The organism is Citrobacter sp. wls711, from assembly GCF_005281055.1.
Taxonomy (GTDB): domain Bacteria; phylum Pseudomonadota; class Gammaproteobacteria; order Enterobacterales; family Enterobacteriaceae; genus Citrobacter; species Citrobacter gillenii.
The window spans coordinates 1-18198 of the sequence record NZ_SZXC01000058.1 but is presented as its reverse complement, the minus strand read 5'-3'; the positions used below and the strand labels follow the sequence as shown (position 1 = coordinate 18198).

Here is an 18198-nt window from a genome sequence, read left to right as displayed (position 1 = left end):
AAAGCAATAGTAAGCTGATATTCTACCACACTATGAGCAAAACACATTTAACAGAACAGAAGTTTTCCGACTTCGCACTGCACCCACAGGTGATAGAAGCCCTTGAAAATAAAGGGTTTCATAATTGCACGCCCATTCAGGCACTGGCCCTCCCGCTAACGCTGGCAGGTCGTGATGTCGCAGGACAGGCGCAAACCGGAACCGGGAAAACGATGGCGTTTCTGACGTCAACGTTTCATTATCTTCTCTCTCATCCCGCGATTGCCGATCGCAAGGTGAACCAACCGCGTGCGCTAATTATGGCGCCAACGCGTGAGTTAGCCGTGCAGATCCATGCCGATGCGGAACCGCTGGCGCAAACTACCGGTCTGAAATTAGGCCTGGCTTATGGCGGCGACGGTTACGACAAACAGCTGAAAGTGCTGGAAAGCGGCGTCGATATCCTTATCGGCACCACGGGCCGTCTCATTGACTACGCAAAACAGAACCACATCAACCTGGGTGCCATTCAGGTCGTGGTACTGGATGAAGCCGATCGCATGTACGATCTGGGCTTTATTAAAGATATCCGCTGGCTGTTCCGTCGGATGCCGCCAACCAACCAGCGTCTGAATATGCTGTTTTCCGCGACCCTCTCTTACCGCGTTCGCGAACTGGCGTTCGAACAAATGAACAACGCCGAGTACGTAGAAGTCGAACCGGAACAGAAGACGGGCCACCGTATCAAAGAAGAGCTCTTCTATCCTTCAAACGAAGAGAAAATGCGTTTACTGCAAACGCTGATCGAAGAAGAGTGGCCAGATCGCGCCATTGTTTTTGCAAACACCAAGCACCGTTGCGAAGATATTTGGGGCAGCCTTGCCGCTGACGGCCATCGCGTCGGTCTGCTGACCGGTGACGTAGCACAGAAAAAACGTCTGCGCATTCTGGAAGAGTTCACCCGTGGCGATCTCGACATTCTGGTTGCAACCGACGTTGCCGCGCGTGGTCTGCATATTCCGGCTGTTACGCATGTATTTAACTATGACCTGCCGGATGACTGCGAAGACTACGTACACCGTATTGGCCGTACCGGCCGTGCAGGCGCAAGCGGACACTCCATCAGCCTGGCCTGTGAAGAGTACGCGTTGAATTTACCTGCCATCGAGACCTATATCGGCCATTCGATTCCGGTCAGCAAGTATAACCCGGATGCACTGATGACCGATTTGCCGAAGCCGCTTCGCCTGACGCGAACGCGCCCTGGCAATGGCCCACGCCGCACCGGTGGTGCTCCGCGTAATCGTCGTCGTTCAGGTTAAGAAACGTTATGCCATACACAAAATCATTCAGCCTGTATCAAGGCGGTGAGAAAACGCAGCCAACACAGATACAGGTTGAAGGATGAAGTGTATGAATTCTACCTCGTTGTATGCAGCAATCGATCTCGGCTCCAATAGTTTTCATATGCTGGTTGTACGCGAGGTAGCGGGAAGCATCCAGACGCTCACGCGGATTAAACGCAAGGTGCGTCTGGCCGCTGGCCTGAATAGTGATAATACGCTCTCAGCTGAAGCCATGGAGCGCGGTTGGCAGTGTCTACGCCTGTTTGCAGAGCGCCTGCAGGATATTCCTCAGCCACAAATTCGCGTGGTTGCCACGGCAACACTGCGTATCGCCACCAATGCCGACATTTTTATTGCCAAAGCGCAAGAGATCCTCGGCTGTGCCGTTCAGGTTATTAGCGGTGAAGAAGAAGCCCGGCTGATTTATCAGGGGGTTGCCCACACCACCGGCGGTGCCGATCAGCGTCTGGTCGTCGATATCGGCGGAGCCAGTACCGAACTGGTCACCGGCTCAGGTGCACAAACCACCTCCTTGTTTAGCCTGTCGATGGGCTGCGTCACGTGGCTCGAACGGTACTTTACCGATCGAAATCTGGCGCAGGAAAACTTTGACGAGGCAGAGAAGGCAGCGCGTGAAGTCTTGCGTCCTGTCGCTGACAATCTACGTTTTCACGGCTGGAAAGTGTGTGTCGGGGCCTCTGGCACCGTACAGGCTCTGCAGGAAATCATGATGGCGCAGGGCATGGACGAACGCATTACGCTGGCAAAACTTCAGCAGTTAAAGCAGCGCGCCATTCATTGCGGACGTCTTGAAGAGCTGGAAATCGAAGGGTTAACGCTGGAACGTGCGCTGGTGTTCCCCAGCGGACTGGCCATCCTGATCGCCATTTTCACTGAGCTCAATATCCAGTGTATGACCCTTGCTGGCGGCGCATTACGTGAAGGTCTGGTCTATGGCATGCTGCATCTGGCCGTGGACCAGGACATTCGCAGTCGCACGTTGAGAAATATTCAGCGTCGATTTATGGTCGATACCGATCAGGCGCATCGTGTCGCTAACCTGGCAAGTAAGTTCCTCGATCAAGTAGATAAAAAGTGGCATTTGGAAGCTATCAGCCGCGAACTACTGATTAGTGCCTGTCAGTTGCATGAAATTGGACTTAGCGTCGATTTTAAGCAAGCGCCGCAGCATGCGGCCTATCTGGTGCGCAATCTCGATCTTCCGGGATTTACCCCCGCACAGAAAAAACTGTTAGCCACGCTGTTACTCAACCAAACCAACCCGGTCGACCTCTCTTCGCTCCACCAACAAAACGCGGTGCCGCCGCGTATCGCGGAACATCTTTGCCGTTTGCTCCGTCTGGCGATCATTTTTGCCAGCCGTCGCCGGGATGATTTAGTACCGGAAATTCATCTCGAAGCAAAGAATGAACATCTTACGATAACGCTGCCTGAAGGCTGGCTGGTGCATCATCCGCTGGGAAAAGAGCTTATCGATCAGGAAAGCCAGTGGCAAAGCTATGTCCATTGGCCTTTAGAAGTGCACTAACCCTCAAGTATTGCCGGATAGCCTACGCTTATCCGGCCTACAAAAACCTACTTCTCTTTTGCTTTCGCCATCATTGCCCGAATATTCGCGATGCTGGCTTGCCCTTTCTGCATCCGCTCCTCAGCGCTGACCACTTTTCGCTCCTGCTCCCAGATAATATCGTCCTGCGGTAATTCCAGCAGAAAACGACTCGGCTCCGGGCGCACCAGTTCACCGTACTGACGACGCTCTTTACACAGTGTAAAAATCAGTTCTTTCTGCGCGCGAGTGATGCCAACATAGGCCAGACGACGTTCTTCATCGATGTTATCTTCATCAATGCTGCTCTGATGTGGCAAAAAGCCTTCTTCCATGCCCACCATAAACACGTACGGGAACTCCAGCCCTTTGGAGGCATGTAACGTCATGAGTTGTACCTGATCCAACTCTTCTTCACTCTCGCCACGTTCCATCATGTCGCGCAGGGTAAAGCGGGTAACAACCTGGGTCAGCGTCATCGGTTCATCAATATCACTACCTTCCAGCATTTCCGTCATCCAACTGAAGAGTGTATTGACGTTTTTCATACGCATTTCGGCAGCTTTCGGGCTGGGTGAGGTTTCATAGAGCCACGATTCGTAGTCAATGCCGTGGATCAGATCGCGCACAGCCGCAATCGGGTCACGCTCGGCCAGGTGCTGGATTTCACCCAACCACTGTGTAAAGCGGGTCAGCGACTCATAGCCGCGCCCGGTTAGCGTCTGGCTAAGCCCCATATCAAAGCTGGCGGTGAACAAGCTTTTATTACGCGTCATCGCCCACTCGCCCAGTTTTTGCAGCGTCGCTGGACCAATTTCACGTTTTGGCGTATTCACAATACGCAGAAATGCGCTGTCATCATCCTGGTTACTCAGTACCCGCAGATAGGCCAGCAGATCTTTAATCTCCGGACGGGAGAAAAACGACGTGCCGCCAGAAATTTTGTACGGGATGCGGTTCTGCATCAGGAATTTTTCGAACACCCGCGACTGATGATTACCGCGGTACAGAATCGCGTAATCTTTATACTGCGTCTTGTTAATAAAGTGGTGGGCAATCAGTTCGCCGGTCACGCGCTCTGCTTCATGTTCTTCGTTATTGGCGCTTAATACCTTAAGTTCGACACCGTAACCCAGCTCGGAAAAAAGTCGTTTTTCAAAAACATGTGGGTTGTTGGCAATGAGGATGTTTGCCGCTTTCAGGATACGTCCGGAAGAACGGTAGTTCTGTTCCAGCTTAACCACCTGCAACGCCGGGAAATCTTTGCTCAGCAGCACCAGGTTTTGCGGACGTGCACCGCGCCAGGAATAGATAGACTGGTCGTCATCGCCCACCACGGTAAAACGCGCACGGCTACCCACCAGCAGTTTTACCAGCTCGTACTGGCTGGTGTTGGTATCCTGATATTCATCCACCAGCAGATAACGAATCTTGTTCTGCCAGCGTTCACGGACCTCTTCATTGCGCTGAAGCAGCAGCGTAGGCAGCAAAATCAGATCGTCAAAATCGAGGACGTTACACGCTTTCATGTGCGCGTCGTACAAACCGTAGCAGTGGGCAAAAATACGATCGCGCTCGCCTTTGGCGCTGGCTGCCGCCTGTGAGGGCGTCATCAGATCGTTTTTCCAGTTGGAGATCGTCGAGATCAGCTGTTGGAGGATCAACTTATCGTCTTCGATGAGCCCTTCGGTCAATTCCTTCAGCAACGCCACCTGGTCGGTGTCATCGAACAATGAAAAGTTCGACTTCATGCCCAGCGCTGCGTATTCACGCTTGATAATGTCCAGCCCCAGGGTGTGGAAGGTGGAGATCATCAGCCCGCGCGCCTCTTTACGGCCCAGCGTCTGCGCCACACGCTCTTTCATCTCACGCGCGGCCTTGTTGGTAAAGGTCACCGCCGCAATATGCCGTGCCTGATAGCCGCAAACGCGGATCAGGTGCGCAATTTTGTTGGTGATCACGCGGGTTTTGCCGGAGCCAGCACCCGCCAGCACCAGGCAGGGTCCGGTGACGAATTCGACGGCTTGTTGTTGTCCGGGGTTTAAACGCATAAAGATCACTCAATGAAAGTCGGGAGGGGAGATTTAGAGCATGGTAGTATAGCCAGCCTCAGCCACCCCACTCAAGGCACGATCATGGCAAAAACAGCAGCAGCACTGCATATCCTTGTTAAAGAAGAGAAACTGGCACTGGATCTTCTGGAGCAAATTAAAAATGGTGCCGACTTCGAGAAGCTGGCGAAGAAACACTCCACCTGCCCGTCAGGTAAGAAAGGCGGTCACCTGGGTGAATTCCGTCAGGGCCAGATGGTTCCGGCGTTTGATAAAGTGGTCTTCTCCTGCCCGGTGCTGGAGCCAACAGGCCCGCTGCACACCCAGTTCGGTTACCACATCATTAAGGTGCTGTACCGCAACTAATAGAAAGCCCGGAGTATAAACCTCCGGGCTTTTTTGCCTGATGGCGCTTCGCTTATCAGGCCTACTAAATTCTATAAATATGACATTCTTCTATGCATTTCGTCTTAGCGGAAGGCGGCAAGGAAGTTCATCTCCAGTCACATAGATAACTATGTGACTGGGGTGTACGAACGTAGCCAACGCATCAGCAAGTTGAAAGACGACGGGGAATTAACCTGCGACGGCGATACGCTTCATGTCAGTCATGTAGCCGCGCAGTTTCTGACCAACTTCTTCAATCGCATGGCTACGAATAGCGTCGTTGACGTCACGCAGCTGAGCGTTATCTACCGCACCTTCAGCAATGGCTTTGCCCAGGTCACCAGTTTGCAGCGTGGTCATGAACTCTTTCAGCAGCGGTACGCAAGCGTAAGAGAACAGGTAGTTACCGTACTCCGCGGTATCGGAGATCACCACGTTCATTTCATACAGACGCTTACGGGCGATAGTGTTGGCAATCAGCGGCAGCTCATGCAGTGATTCGTAGTAAGCCGACTCTTCGATGATGCCGGAATCCACCATGGTTTCGAATGCCAGCTCAACGCCCGCTTTCACCATCGCGATCATCAGAACGCCTTTATCGAAGTACTCCTGCTCGCCGATTTTACCGTCAAACTGAGCGGCGGTTTCGAACGCGGTTTTACCGGTCTCTTCACGCCAGGTCAGCAGTTTCTTATCGTCGTTAGCCCAGTCAGCCATCATGCCGGAAGAGAATTCGCCGGAGATGATGTCGTCCATATGTTTCTGGAACAGCGGCGCCATGATTTCTTTCAGCTGTTCTGACAGCGCGTAAGCACGCAGCTTAGCCGGGTTGGACAGACGGTCCATCATCAGGGTGATGCCGCCCTGCTTCAGCGCTTCGGTGATGGTTTCCCAGCCGAACTGAATCAGTTTTTCAGCATATGCCGGGTCAGTACCTTCTTCCACCAGCTTGTCGAAGCACAGCAGAGAACCGGCCTGCAGCATACCACACAGGATAGTCTGCTCGCCCATCAGGTCAGATTTCACTTCCGCCACGAAAGAGGATTCCAGCACACCCGCACGGTGACCGCCGGTTGCGGCTGCCCAGGCTTTAGCAATTGCCATGCCTTCGCCTTTCGGGTCGTTTTCCGGGTGAACCGCAATCAGGGTCGGTACGCCGAAACCGCGTTTGTATTCTTCACGCACTTCGGTACCCGGGCACTTCGGCGCAACCATCACGACGGTAATGTCTTTACGGATCTGTTCGCCCACTTCCACAATGTTGAAACCGTGGGAATAGCCCAGCGCCGCGCCGTCTTTCATCAGCGGCTGTACGGAACGCACCACGTCGGAGTGCTGTTTGTCTGGCGTCAGGTTAACCACCAGGTCAGCCTGCGGAACCAGCTCTTCGTAGGTACCGACTTTAAAGCCGTTTTCGGTCGCTTTACGCCATGAAGCGCGCTTCTCAGCAATCGCCTCTTTACGCAGTGCGTAGGCGATATCCAGACCGGAGTCACGCATGTTCAGGCCCTGGTTCAGACCCTGAGCGCCACAGCCGATGATGACCACTTTTTTACCCTGAAGGTAGCTCGCGCCATCGGCGAATTCGTCGCGGCCCATAAAGCGACATTTACCCAGCTGTGCCAGCTGCTGGCGCAGGTTCAGTGTATTAAAGTAGTTAGCCATGATGGTGTACTCCGTGATGTTGTGTGTCTTATTGTTCGGTTCGCGTTTCAGCGAGAATGAACCCACATTACAACAGGAAATTTATTGCGGAAATTGATATATTCACAACGTCACGTTGCAATTTATGCAATGTAAAATAGTGGAGTGCGAGCCGTGGATTTACGCGATCTAAAAACCTTCCTGCACCTGGCGGAAAGCCGCCACTTTGGCCGCAGCGCGCGGGCGATGCACGTCAGCCCCTCCACGCTTTCCCGGCAGATTCAGCGACTCGAAGAGGATCTTGGCCAGGCGCTGTTCGTGCGAGATAATCGCACGGTTACCCTGACCGAAGCGGGCGAAGAGCTGCGCATTTTTGCCCAGCAGACGTTATTGCAGTATCAGCAACTGCGCCACACCCTCGATCAGCAGGGACCCTCTCTGTCGGGCGAGCTGCATATCTTCTGTTCGGTCACCGCCGCCTACAGCCATCTGCCGCCAATCCTTGATCGCTTTCGCGCAGAACACCCGTCGGTCGAGATTAAGCTCACCACCGGCGATGCCGCCGATGCGATGGAAAAAGTGGTCACCGGAGAAGCGGATCTGGCAATAGCCGGGAAACCGGAAACCCTGCCTGGTGCGGTGGCATTCTCTATGCTGGAAAATCTGGCGGTGGTGTTAATTGCTCCGGCATTGCCGTGCCCGGTACGCAATCAGGTGTCCATCGATGATCCCGACTGGTCCACTGTGCCGTTTATCATGGCCGACCAGGGCCCGGTACGCCGCCGCATTGAGCTGTGGTTCCGCCGTCATAAAATCAGTAATCCATCAATTTACGCCACGGTCGGCGGTCACGAGGCGATGGTCTCGATGGTGGCGCTGGGCTGCGGCGTGGCGCTGCTGCCGGAAGTGGTGCTGGAAAACAGTCCGGAGCCGGTGCGTAACCGCGTGATGATTTTAGAACGTAGCGACGAGAAAACGCCGTTTGAGCTGGGCGTTTGCGTACAAAAAAAGCGGCTGCATGAGCCGCTGATTGAGGCATTCTGGAGCTTGCTGCCTGGCCACTAATGCCGGATGGCGGCACAAGCGCCTTATCCGGCCTACCCTGCCAGAAAGAACCTGAACGCCGGGTTATGACTCTCATCATGGCAGTCGTAGCCCAGTTCGTTGATCCGCGTTTCAAAATCCGGCTCATGATCGCCCAATTCAAACGCCGCCAGCACGCGACCATAGTCGGTGCCGTGACTGCGATAATGGAACAACGAGATATTCCAGTGGGTCCCTAAGGTATGCAGGAATTTCAGCAGCGCCCCTGGTGACTCGGGGAACTCAAAGCTGTAAAGGCGTTCCTGTAGCGGTTTCGAGGGGCGTCCACCGACCATATAGCGCACGTGTAGCTTGGCCATTTCATCATCGGACAGATCCACCACGCTGTAACCGCCGTCGCTAAGCAACTGGAGGATTTCTTTGCGCTCTTCCAGACCGCGGCTCAGGCGTACGCCGACAAAAATGCAGGCATCTTTCGCATCGGCAAACCGGTAGTTAAATTCGGTCACCGAACGTCCACCCAACAGCTGGCAGAATTTCAGGAAACTCCCCTTTTCTTCCGGGATGGTCACCGCCAGCAGCGCTTCACGTTGTTCACCCAGCTCGCAGCGTTCAGACACATAGCGCAGGCCGTGGAAATTGACGTTGGCACCGGACAGCACGTGCGCCAGACGTTCACCACGAATATTGTGCTGGGCGATGTATTTTTTCATCCCCGCCAGCGCCAGTGCGCCAGACGGCTCCGCCACCGCACGCACGTCTTCGAACAAGTCTTTCATCGCCGCGCAGATTGCATCGCTATCAACGGTGATAATGTCGTCGAGGTATTCCTGACACAGGCGGAAGGTTTCATCACCGATGCGTTTCACCGCCACGCCTTCAGCAAACAGGCCTACGCGCGGCAGATCGACCGGGTGGCCCGCATCCAGTGCCGCCTTCAGGCAGGCTGAGTCTTCGGCTTCCACGGCAATAACTTTGATTTGTGGCATCAGCTGTTTAATCAGCACCGCCACACCCGCCGCCAGACCGCCGCCGCCAACCGGAACAAATATCCGATCGAGATGCGCATCCTGCTGCAGCAGCTCAAGCGCCAGTGTGCCCTGCCCGGCAATCACCATCGGGTGATCGAATGGCGGAACCCAGGTGAAACCTTGTTGCTGTGCCAGTTCAATCGCTTTGGCTTTCGCTTCATCAAAATTGGCACCGTGCAGCAGCACTTCGCCACCGAAACTGCGAACGGCATCGACTTTGATATCCGCGGTAGCCGTTGGCATGACGATCAGCGCCTTCACCCCAAGGCGCGCAGAGGAGAAGGCCACGCCCTGAGCATGGTTTCCTGCCGACGCGGTGATCACGCCCTGCGCTTTTTGCGCTTCAGTCAGGCCCGCCATCATCGCGTAGGCCCCGCGCAGCTTGAAACTGTGTACCGGCTGTCGGTCTTCGCGCTTCACCAGGACCACGTTATCGAGGCGCGAAGAGAGTTTTTCCATTTTTTGCAGCGGCGTAACCTGCACCGCTTCATAGACCGGCGCACGCAGCACCGCCCTGAGATATTCTGCCCCCTCAGGGGAGCCGGACAGGGGTTGTGAATCAGCCATAGTATTAGCCCCCCAGCTTCGATTTATCGCGCACCGCGCCTTTGTCAGCGCTGGTTGCCAGGCTGGCATAGGCACGCAGCGCGAAGGAGACCTGACGCTGGCGATCTTTTGGCGTCCAGGCTTTGTCACCGCGAGCATCCTGCGCTTCACGACGGGCCGCGATCTCCGCATCGCTCAACAACAGCTGAATGCCACGATTCGGGATATCAATCGCAATCCTGTCGCCATCTTCAATAATCGCGATGTTACCGCCGCTCGCCGCTTCCGGAGACACGTGACCGATAGACAGACCTGACGTCCCACCGGAGAAACGACCGTCGGTGATCAAGGCACAGGCTTTACCCAGCCCCATGGATTTCAGGAAGGTGGTTGGGTAGAGCATTTCCTGCATGCCCGGCCCGCCTTTCGGCCCTTCGTAGCGAATCACCACCACATCACCCGCCACCACTTTGCCACCGAGGATAGCTTCAACGGCATCATCCTGACTTTCGTAGACTTTCGCCGGGCCGGTGAATTTCAGGATGCTGTCATCCACGCCTGCAGTTTTCACGATACAGCCGTTTTCCGCAAAGTTACCGTACAGTACCGCCAGACCGCCGTCTTTGCTGTAAGCGTGTTCCAGCGAGCGGATACAGCCTTCAGCGCGATCGTCATCCAGCGTGTCCCAGCGACAATCCTGCGAGAACGCCTGGGTGGTACGAACGCCCGCCGGGCCGGCGCGGAACATGTTTTTCACCGCCTCATCCTGGGTCAGCATGACATCATAGCGATCCAGGGTTTGCGGCAGGGTCAACCCCAGCACGTTTTTCACATCGCGATTCAATAACTCGGCACGATCCAACTCGCCTAAAATCCCCAGCACACCGCCCGCGCGGTGAACATCTTCCATATGGTATTTCTGGGTGCTCGGCGCGACTTTACACAGCTGCGGCACTTTGCGGGACAGCTTGTCGATATCACTCATGGTGAAGTCGATTTCAGCTTCCTGTGCAGCCGCCAGCAGGTGCAGAACGGTGTTCGTGGACCCCCCCATGGCGATATCCAGGGTCATGGCATTTTCAAACGCCGCCTTGTTGGCAATATTGCGCGGCAGCGCAGAATCATCATTCTGTTCGTAATAGCGTTTGGTCAGCTCAACGATACGTGAACCCGCATTGAGGAACAGCTGTTTACGATCGGCGTGGGTGGCCAACAGCGAACCGTTACCCGGCTGCGACAGGCCCAGCGCTTCGGTCAGACAGTTCATCGAGTTAGCGGTGAACATCCCCGAACAGGAACCACAGGTCGGACAGGCGGAGCGCTCAATCTGATCGCTTTGCGAATCAGAGACTTTCGGGTCCGCACCCTGAATCATCGCATCCACCAGATCGAGTTTGATTATCTGATCTGAGAGTTTGGTTTTACCGGCTTCCATCGGGCCGCCGGACACAAAGATCACCGGGATGTTCAGGCGCAGGGAAGCCATTAACATCCCCGGGGTAATTTTGTCGCAGTTAGAGATACAGACCATCGCATCGGCGCAGTGGGCGTTCACCATGTACTCCACCGAATCGGCGATCAGCTCACGTGACGGCAGGGAATACAGCATGCCCCCGTGGCCCATGGCGATACCGTCATCCACGGCGATAGTATTAAACTCTTTGGCTACGCCGCCGGAGGCTTCGATCTGTTCGGCAACCAGCTTACCGAGATCGCGCAGATGCACGTGGCCCGGCACAAACTGGGTAAACGAGTTTACGACGGCGATAATCGGCTTACCGAAGTCATCGTCAGTCATCCCGGTGGCGCGCCACAGCGCGCGGGCTCCCGCCATATTGCGGCCATGTGTTGTTGTGGCGGAACGATACTTAGGCATGCTTTATTTACTCCCGTCTGACTATTTAAATGGGACGGTGCGTGCCGTCCCAAATTTATACTTAGTGATTAACCTGATCCAACCAGCCGTATTTATCTTCCGTTTCACCGGTGAAGAGGCCAAAGAAGGCCTGCTGAATGCGCTTGGTGACCGGGCCACAACGGCCTTCACCCACCTGGATACCGTCAACGCTGCGCACCGGGGTAATTTCTGCCGCCGTACCGGACATGAACACTTCATCGGCCAGGTACAGCGACTCACGAGACAGCACCTGTTCACGCACTTCGATATCGAGGTCTTTCGCCAGTTTGATAATCGCATCACGTGTGATGCCCGGCAGCGCGGAAGAGGTAAACGGTGGAGTAAACAGAATGCCGTCTTTAACTTCAAACAGGTTTTCACCCGCGCCTTCGGAGATGTAGCCGTTCACATCCAGCGCAATACCTTCCTGATAACCATGACGACGCGCTTCGCTACCCACCAGCAGTGAAGACAGGTAGTTACCACCCGCCTTGGCGGCGGTAGGAATGGTGTTGGGTGCGACACGGTTCCAGGAAGAAACCATCGCGTCGATCCCCTGATCCAGGGCATCAGCACCCAGGTAAGCCCCCCACGGGAACGCAGCAATGATCACATCCGTGGTGTATCCCGCCGGTGGGTTAACGCCCATGCCGACATCGCCAACAAACACCAGCGGGCGGATGTACGCACTGGTCAGGTTATTTTTACGGATCACCGCACGGCAAGCTTCCATCAACTCATCAACGCTCTGAGAAACCGGAAAACGATAAATTTTGGCTGAATCACGCAGACGCTGCATGTGCTCGCGATGACGGAACACCACCGGCCCTTTGTGAGAATCATAGCAACGGATACCTTCAAATACTGATGTACCGTAGTGCAGCGCATGGGACATCACGTGAACCTTCGCGTCTTCCCAACGAATCATCTCGCCATTAGACCAAATGAAATCAGCTTTTTTCGTCGTCATTTCTCTTCCTTTTGCGCTCAGGCGCGAATTTGTTGTGATGTGGTTGTGCTCTGGCAGATAGCAACATGTGCAACATCGACCAGTTTACTTAACTGACTAAACAGTAAGTCGACCGACCGTGGGCTGGCAACGGTCAATTCAATATTTATATTCTGCGCATCGCTGGCAGCATTCATATTCATGGAGCACACCTGAAAACCACGATGGCGTACCACGCGCAAAACACGTTCTAACGTTTCCGGATTGAAACGAGCCTCAACGGCGACCTGATGTTGCATCATGATGATTTCTCCAGCATTTCTGAGTTACTGGCACCAGGAGGTACCAGAGGCCAGACATTCTCAAGTTCGTCGATTGAGACATGAAGCAGGTATGGCCCATTACTGTTCAGCATGGTGTCGAGAGCCGCTTCAACCTGGTCTTTACGGGTGATGTGTTGGCCTGGGATGCCGAAGGCGCCGGCCAACATAAGGAAATCGGGATTATCGGTCAGGGTAGTTTCGCTATAGCGTTCCTGGAAAAACAGCTGCTGCCATTGTCGCACCATGCCTAACCGCTGGTTGTCGAGTAAGACGATTTTCAGCGGCAACTGCTTGCGTTTCACGGTGCCCAGCTCCTGCACATTCATCATGAAGGAGCCGTCACCGGAGATACAGATGACCGTATCATTCGGACGGGCCACCTGCGCCCCCACTGCTGCAGGTAAGCCAAAGCCCATCGTCCCCAGGCCGCTGGAGGTGATGAAGTTCTCCGGGCGAGTGTAGGTCATGTGTTGTGCTGACCACATCTGATGCTGACCAACATCCGTCGTCACCACGCTATCCTTATGTTTCCTTTCGGACAGCTGTTTTAACAACAGCGGAGCGTAAATAGCCTCCCCCGGATGATCATAGCGCCAGGCATGTTCTGCACGCATTTCGGCGGCATACTGGCACCATTCATTGATGGCCAGCGGTTGTTGTAATGCGGGTAACAGCGTATTTAAATCGCCTTGCAGCGCAACGTGTGCCAGGCGCAGTTTGTTCATCTCGGCCGGATCGATATCCATGTGGATCACGCTGGCATTAGGGGCGAAAGTGTTCAGCTTGCCAGTCACCCGGTCATCAAAACGCGCACCGACGGCGATCAGCAAATCGCACTCCTGCACCGCAAAGTTTGCCGCTTTGGTGCCATGCATGCCCAGCATACCCAGATAGTACGGGTAATCTGCATCCACAGTGCCAAGGCCTTTCAACGTACAAACCACCGGCACATGCGTTGCGGCAATAAACTCACGCAGCGCTGGAACTGCCTGCGCCATCCCTACGCCACCACCTACGTACAGTACGGGTTTCTGTGCCTTCGCCAACATCTTGCGGGCTTGTTCAACCTCAGCATGAGGGAAAGCAACAGCGTTTTCGACGGTGGTGAAATAGGGTTCCAGCGTACCGCTGGCTAACTGAATGTCTTTCGGGATATCAACCAGAACCGGACCCGGACGACCAGAGTTCGCCACGTCGAAGGCCTCGGCCATGATACGCGGCAGCTCTTCCAGCGACTGCACCAGGAAACTATGTTTGGTACATGACAGCGACATGCCGAGTACATCCACTTCCTGGAACGCATCGGTGCCGATAAACGGGGAAGAGACTTGACCAGTGATCGCCACAACGGGAACGGAATCTAACAGCGCATCTGCCAGGCCGGTGATCAGGTTGGTTGCACCAGGACCGGAAGTCGCGATACAGACACCGGTTTTACCGGTTGAGCGGGCATAGCCAATCGCCGCCATCGCCGCCCCCTGCTCGTGTCGACACAACAGATGTTCTACGCCGCCGTCATACAACGCATCGTAAACCGGCATAATTGCGCCACCGGGATAGCCAAAGACGGTTTTCACCCCTTGTGCACGCAACGCATGTACCACCCACTGTGCCCCATTCATAGTTACATCCCCGCCGTAAATCTTGAGAAACAGAGTTTTATGCTAGTATTCACTTTCTGCTCCTCGTTTAAGTTTTTAAGGTCAAAAAAAACCCCCGAACCTTTCGGTGCGGGGGTCTTAGTTCGTTAAGGCTTGTTTTTTAAGCCTTTCCTCGTCCAAGTGCAGCCCCGCACGGTGGGATAATAATCACCACCACGCTAATCACGACCAGGCTAATCACTCGTAGAAGGGCTGTCATTTTTGTATTTTCTTGCATCTTGTTCGAAGGAATACCTAAAGAGTTACCATAGAGTTTCACTATGGCACAAGATATTTCTGCATTCATTTTTCTGACACGGTTAACGGTTTCTATAAATCGCGTTGTTTTTTATACAAAAAATAGAAAATGAAAATATTTCACGTTATTCAGTAAACACGATCATGTGTTCCCTCTGCAGGCGGCACTTTGAGCGGCGCTTGTGAGCATTGTTCCAGAGGTTACGTAAAACATTAGCCCTTGCATAAAAATACATGAATCAGCATCTAAAAGTATCAATCAAGCAAGATATCGTCGCCATCTATTAAGACATAATACCTGCATCAGGAGGGGTTATGTCACTGTCGATAGTCCACACGCGCGCCGCATTAGGCGTCAATGCACCACCCATTACTATTGAAGTCCATATTAGTAATGGCTTGCCCGGTTTAACCATGGTTGGACTACCCGAAACCACCGTGAAAGAGGCTCGAGATCGAGTTCGCAGTGCGATTATTAATAGCGGGTATGAATTTCCGGCCAAGAAGATAACCATCAACCTTGCCCCGGCAGATCTGCCTAAAGAAGGAGGGAGATATGATTTACCTATCGCCATTGCGCTTCTGGCTGCATCAGAGCAGCTTACAACACATAATCTCGATACTTATGAGTTAGTCGGTGAACTAGCGCTTACAGGCGCTCTACGTGGCGTTCCCGGAGCAATATCCAGCGCAACTGAAGCAATTCGCGCAGGTAGGCGAATTATTGTCGCAAAAGAGAACGCTGCAGAAGTGGGGCTAATACACGGCGAGGGCTGCCTGATTGCCGATCACCTGCAAGCCGTGTGCGCATTTCTCGAAGGTAAGCATGAATTAGAAAGGCCTGTTTGCGTAGAGATGCCACCTGCAGGCTCATCTGATGACCTCAGCGACGTCATCGGCCAGGAACAGGGCAAGCGAGGGCTGGAGATTACCGCTGCAGGCGGCCACAATCTCTTGCTCATCGGCCCGCCGGGTACGGGAAAAACGATGCTTGCCAGTCGCCTTCGCGGATTGTTACCACCGTTAAGTAATGATGAGGCTCTGGAAAGCGCGGCAATTCTCAGCCTGGTCAATTCCGACACCATACAAAAACAGTGGAAGCAACGTCCCTTTCGCTCACCCCATCACAGCGCGTCCTTAACCGCAATGGTAGGAGGAGGATCGATACCGGCACCGGGTGAGATTTCTCTGGCACATAACGGCATATTATTTCTGGATGAATTGCCCGAGTTTGAACGCCGTACGCTGGATGCCCTGCGTGAGCCTATTGAATCCGGACAGATTCATTTATCACGCACCCGGGCAAAAATAACCTACCCGGCACGCTTTCAATTGATAGCAGCAATGAATCCAAGCCCAACAGGGCACTATCAGGGAAACCACAACCGTTGTACCCCAGAGCAAACGCTACGTTACCTCAATCGCTTATCTGGCCCTTTTCTCGACCGCTTCGATTTGTCCCTCGAAATACCCCTTCCACCGCCCGGTATACTCAGTCAGCGAGCAGCAAAGGGAGAAGACAGTGAGACGGTGAAGAAACGGGTTATGGCCGCGCGTGAGCGCCAGTATCAGCGGCAAAATAAGTTAAATGCGCATCTGGGCAGCCAGGATATACATCAATTCTGCGTCTTACACAGGGATGACGCACGCTGGCTGGAGGAAACGTTAGCACATCTTGGATTGTCCATCCGCGCATGGCTGCGCTTGATAAAGGTCGCTCGCACAATTGCGGATATTGAGCAATGTGACCAGATCACCCGTCAACATTTACAGGAAGCCGTTGGCTATCGGGCAATAGACAGGTTGTTAATCCATTTACAGAAACTACTGGCATAAAAAAAGGGCTTTCGCCCTTTTTTTATTAATCCTCTGACTCGGTGTAATCTTCTGCACCTTCCACCTGAGGTTTGCCGCCAGACAGCGTGTGGAAACGTTTTGGGCGCTTAATACGCGTCATGTATTTAGACCACACACGTTCCGCTTCGGTAACCGGCTCACGTTCACCACGGCATACCGCCACAAACAACTTCTCTTCTTCAGTTACCGGCTCACGCTTGCCCAGATCCAGCTCATTAAAGGCATAACCGTGACGCTCAAGCAGCTGTGCCTCTTTAATGGTGAAATCACCATGACGGGAGAATCCGCGGGGATAATATTTATTGTCGAAATATCGATTAGTCGTCGTAAAGCTTTCCGCCATCCTGCACGCTCCTAATTCTTTGGCCGAGCTATTTATGGCGCGGAGTATTAGTTACGCTTGACAGAGCGTCAAACAAAAGATTTAAATCATAACGACAAATAATTTTATGGAGTGAGTTGTGGATACGGAATTGTTAAAGACTTTCCTGGAAGTTAGCCGAACGCGCCACTTTGGCCGGGCAGCTGAAGCGCTCTATTTGACCCAATCGGCGGTCAGTTTTCGCATCAGACAACTGGAAAATCAACTGGGTGTGAACCTCTTCACCCGACACAGAAACAATATCCGTTTAACCGCTGCGGGTGAAAAATTATTGCCATATGCTGAAACGCTGATGAATACGTGGCAAGCAGCACGTAAGGAGGTCGCAAATACCTCACGCCATAATGAGTTCTCTATCGGTGCCAGCGCTTCCCTTTGGGAATGCATGCTCAATGGCTGGCTGGGTCGTTTATATCAGTCGCAGGTGCCGCAAACCAGCCTGCAGTTTGAAGCCAGGATCGCGCAGCGCCAGTCGCTAGTAAAGCAACTCCATGAACGACAGCTTGATCTGCTGATTACTACTGAATCCCCAAAAATGGACGAATTTAGCAGTCAACTACTGGGGTATTTCACGTTGGCGCTCTATTGCAGCGCTCCATCACAAACAAAAGATGAACTGAATTATCTGCGTCTGGAGTGGGGACCTGATTTTCAACAACACGAAGCGGGATTAGTTGCCGGCGACGAAGTACCAGTGCTAACCACCAGTTCTGCTGAGCTAGCAAGACAGCAACTTCCTGTACTGAAGGGTTTTAGTTGGCTTCCCGTGTGTTGGGCGAAAACAAAAAGCGATCTCCATATAGTTTCTGACAGCACGACACTTTCACGTCCGTTATATGCGGTCTGGCTGCAAAATAGCGATAAACATACGCTTATCTGCGATCTGCTGAAAACGAATATTCTGGATGATTAAAATGGACGCTGGCAAGGATGCCGGAAACAGGAAATAAACAGTATGAAGGTGGCGTGATTTTCAGGTAAAAAAAATCCTTAGCAAAAATGCTAAGGATTGTTTCTGGCAGGGGCGGAGAGACTCGAACTCGCGACACCCGGTTTTGGAGACCGGTGCTCTACCAACTGAGCTACGCCCCTATATTTCTTATCATTAAGCCTGCTAAGGTAGCAGGCTTAATTTTCTAATAAGTGGCGGAACGGACGGGACTCGAACCCGCGACCCCCTGCGTGACAGGCAGGTATTCTAACCAACTGAACTACCGCTCCACCGAATTTCTTTGTCACTACCCGGATTTTTCATCCCGGTTTACTGCAATTTGATGCCTGGCAGTTCCCTACTCTC

At 53.4% G+C, this 18198-nt stretch carries 15 protein-coding genes and 2 tRNA genes; 6 read left to right on the top strand and 11 right to left on the bottom strand.

What is annotated here, in order from left to right; genetic code table 11:
- Positions 1–32: 32 nt before the first annotated feature.
- Positions 33–1301, top strand: a complete 1269-nt coding sequence (gene rhlB / locus FDW98_RS17435) for an ATP-dependent RNA helicase RhlB (RefSeq protein ID WP_096758950.1) — start codon at positions 33–35, stop codon at positions 1299–1301.
- 91 nt (positions 1302–1392) lie between these two features.
- The gene (gppA, locus tag FDW98_RS17430) at positions 1393–2874 is read left to right on the top strand and encodes a guanosine-5'-triphosphate,3'-diphosphate diphosphatase (RefSeq protein WP_096758951.1); all 1482 of its coding nucleotides are present in this window, start codon (positions 1393–1395) and stop codon (positions 2872–2874) included.
- Positions 2875–2921: 47 nt separating this feature from the next.
- Here gppA and rep read toward each other — a convergent pair whose 3' ends face one another.
- Positions 2922–4943, bottom strand: coding sequence for a DNA helicase Rep (gene rep / locus FDW98_RS17425; protein ID WP_096758952.1), 2022 nt, complete (start codon positions 4941–4943; stop codon positions 2922–2924).
- Between the two features lie 84 nt (positions 4944–5027).
- On the opposite strand from rep, the gene ppiC reads away from it, so the two are divergent.
- Positions 5028–5309 carry a peptidylprolyl isomerase PpiC gene (gene ppiC, locus FDW98_RS17420; RefSeq protein ID WP_015960967.1) on the top strand — a complete coding sequence of 94 codons (282 nt, stop codon included), beginning with the start codon at positions 5028–5030 and terminating at the stop codon, positions 5307–5309.
- 210 nt (positions 5310–5519) lie between these two features.
- Here the strand turns inward: ppiC and ilvC are convergent, their stop codons facing one another.
- Positions 5520–6995, bottom strand: a complete 1476-nt coding sequence (gene ilvC, locus FDW98_RS17415; protein ID WP_096758953.1) for a ketol-acid reductoisomerase — start codon at positions 6993–6995, stop codon at positions 5520–5522.
- Between the two features lie 153 nt (positions 6996–7148).
- Here ilvC and ilvY point away from each other — a divergent pair, with 153 nt between their 5' ends.
- On the top strand, positions 7149–8039 hold the full coding sequence (ilvY, locus tag FDW98_RS17410; protein ID WP_096758954.1) for an HTH-type transcriptional activator IlvY: 891 nt from the start codon (positions 7149–7151) through the stop codon (positions 8037–8039).
- Between the two features lie 32 nt (positions 8040–8071).
- Here the strand turns inward: ilvY and ilvA are convergent, their stop codons facing one another.
- From ilvA to ilvL, 6 genes are all read right to left on the bottom strand, one after another.
- Positions 8072–9616 (bottom strand): threonine ammonia-lyase, biosynthetic, encoded by a 1545-nt coding sequence (gene ilvA / locus FDW98_RS17405; RefSeq protein WP_096758955.1) that lies wholly within the window; start codon positions 9614–9616, stop codon positions 8072–8074.
- Positions 9617–9620: 4 nt separating this feature from the next.
- Positions 9621–11471 carry a dihydroxy-acid dehydratase gene (gene ilvD, locus FDW98_RS17400; RefSeq protein ID WP_096758956.1) on the bottom strand — a complete coding sequence of 617 codons (1851 nt, stop codon included), beginning with the start codon at positions 11469–11471 and terminating at the stop codon, positions 9621–9623.
- A gap of 61 nt (positions 11472–11532) precedes the next feature.
- The gene (locus FDW98_RS17395; protein WP_096758957.1) at positions 11533–12462 is read right to left on the bottom strand and encodes a branched-chain amino acid transaminase; all 930 of its coding nucleotides are present in this window, start codon (positions 12460–12462) and stop codon (positions 11533–11535) included.
- 17 nt (positions 12463–12479) lie between these two features.
- Positions 12480–12743 carry an acetolactate synthase 2 small subunit gene (gene ilvM / locus FDW98_RS17390; RefSeq protein WP_096758958.1) on the bottom strand — a complete coding sequence of 88 codons (264 nt, stop codon included), beginning with the start codon at positions 12741–12743 and terminating at the stop codon, positions 12480–12482.
- Positions 12740–14386 carry an acetolactate synthase 2 catalytic subunit gene (gene ilvG, locus FDW98_RS17385; protein ID WP_096758959.1) on the bottom strand — a complete coding sequence of 549 codons (1647 nt, stop codon included), beginning with the start codon at positions 14384–14386 and terminating at the stop codon, positions 12740–12742. Before ilvG ends, ilvM begins: the two co-directional genes overlap by 4 nt.
- Positions 14387–14525: 139 nt before the next feature.
- A complete protein-coding gene (gene ilvL, locus FDW98_RS17380; RefSeq protein ID WP_001311244.1) occupies positions 14526–14624 on the bottom strand; it encodes an ilv operon leader peptide in 99 nt (32 codons plus the stop codon).
- A 353-nt stretch (positions 14625–14977) separates the two neighbouring features.
- Here ilvL and FDW98_RS17375 point away from each other — a divergent pair, with 353 nt between their 5' ends.
- A complete protein-coding gene (locus FDW98_RS17375) occupies positions 14978–16498 on the top strand; it encodes a YifB family Mg chelatase-like AAA ATPase (RefSeq protein WP_096758960.1) in 1521 nt (506 codons plus the stop codon).
- Between the two features lie 25 nt (positions 16499–16523).
- Here FDW98_RS17375 and maoP read toward each other — a convergent pair whose 3' ends face one another.
- On the bottom strand, positions 16524–16862 hold the full coding sequence (maoP, locus tag FDW98_RS17370) for a macrodomain Ori organization protein MaoP (protein ID WP_096758961.1): 339 nt from the start codon (positions 16860–16862) through the stop codon (positions 16524–16526).
- A gap of 118 nt (positions 16863–16980) precedes the next feature.
- Between maoP and hdfR the strand changes: the two genes are divergently transcribed.
- Positions 16981–17814, top strand: coding sequence for an HTH-type transcriptional regulator HdfR (hdfR, locus tag FDW98_RS17365; protein WP_096758962.1), 834 nt, complete (start codon positions 16981–16983; stop codon positions 17812–17814).
- A 103-nt stretch (positions 17815–17917) separates the two neighbouring features.
- On the opposite strand, the gene FDW98_RS17360 is transcribed toward hdfR, so the two are convergent.
- A tRNA-Trp gene (locus tag FDW98_RS17360) sits at positions 17918–17993 on the bottom strand.
- A 52-nt stretch (positions 17994–18045) separates the two neighbouring features.
- Positions 18046–18122 (bottom strand) — tRNA-Asp (locus FDW98_RS17355).
- Between the last annotated feature and the right edge of the window lie 76 nt (positions 18123–18198).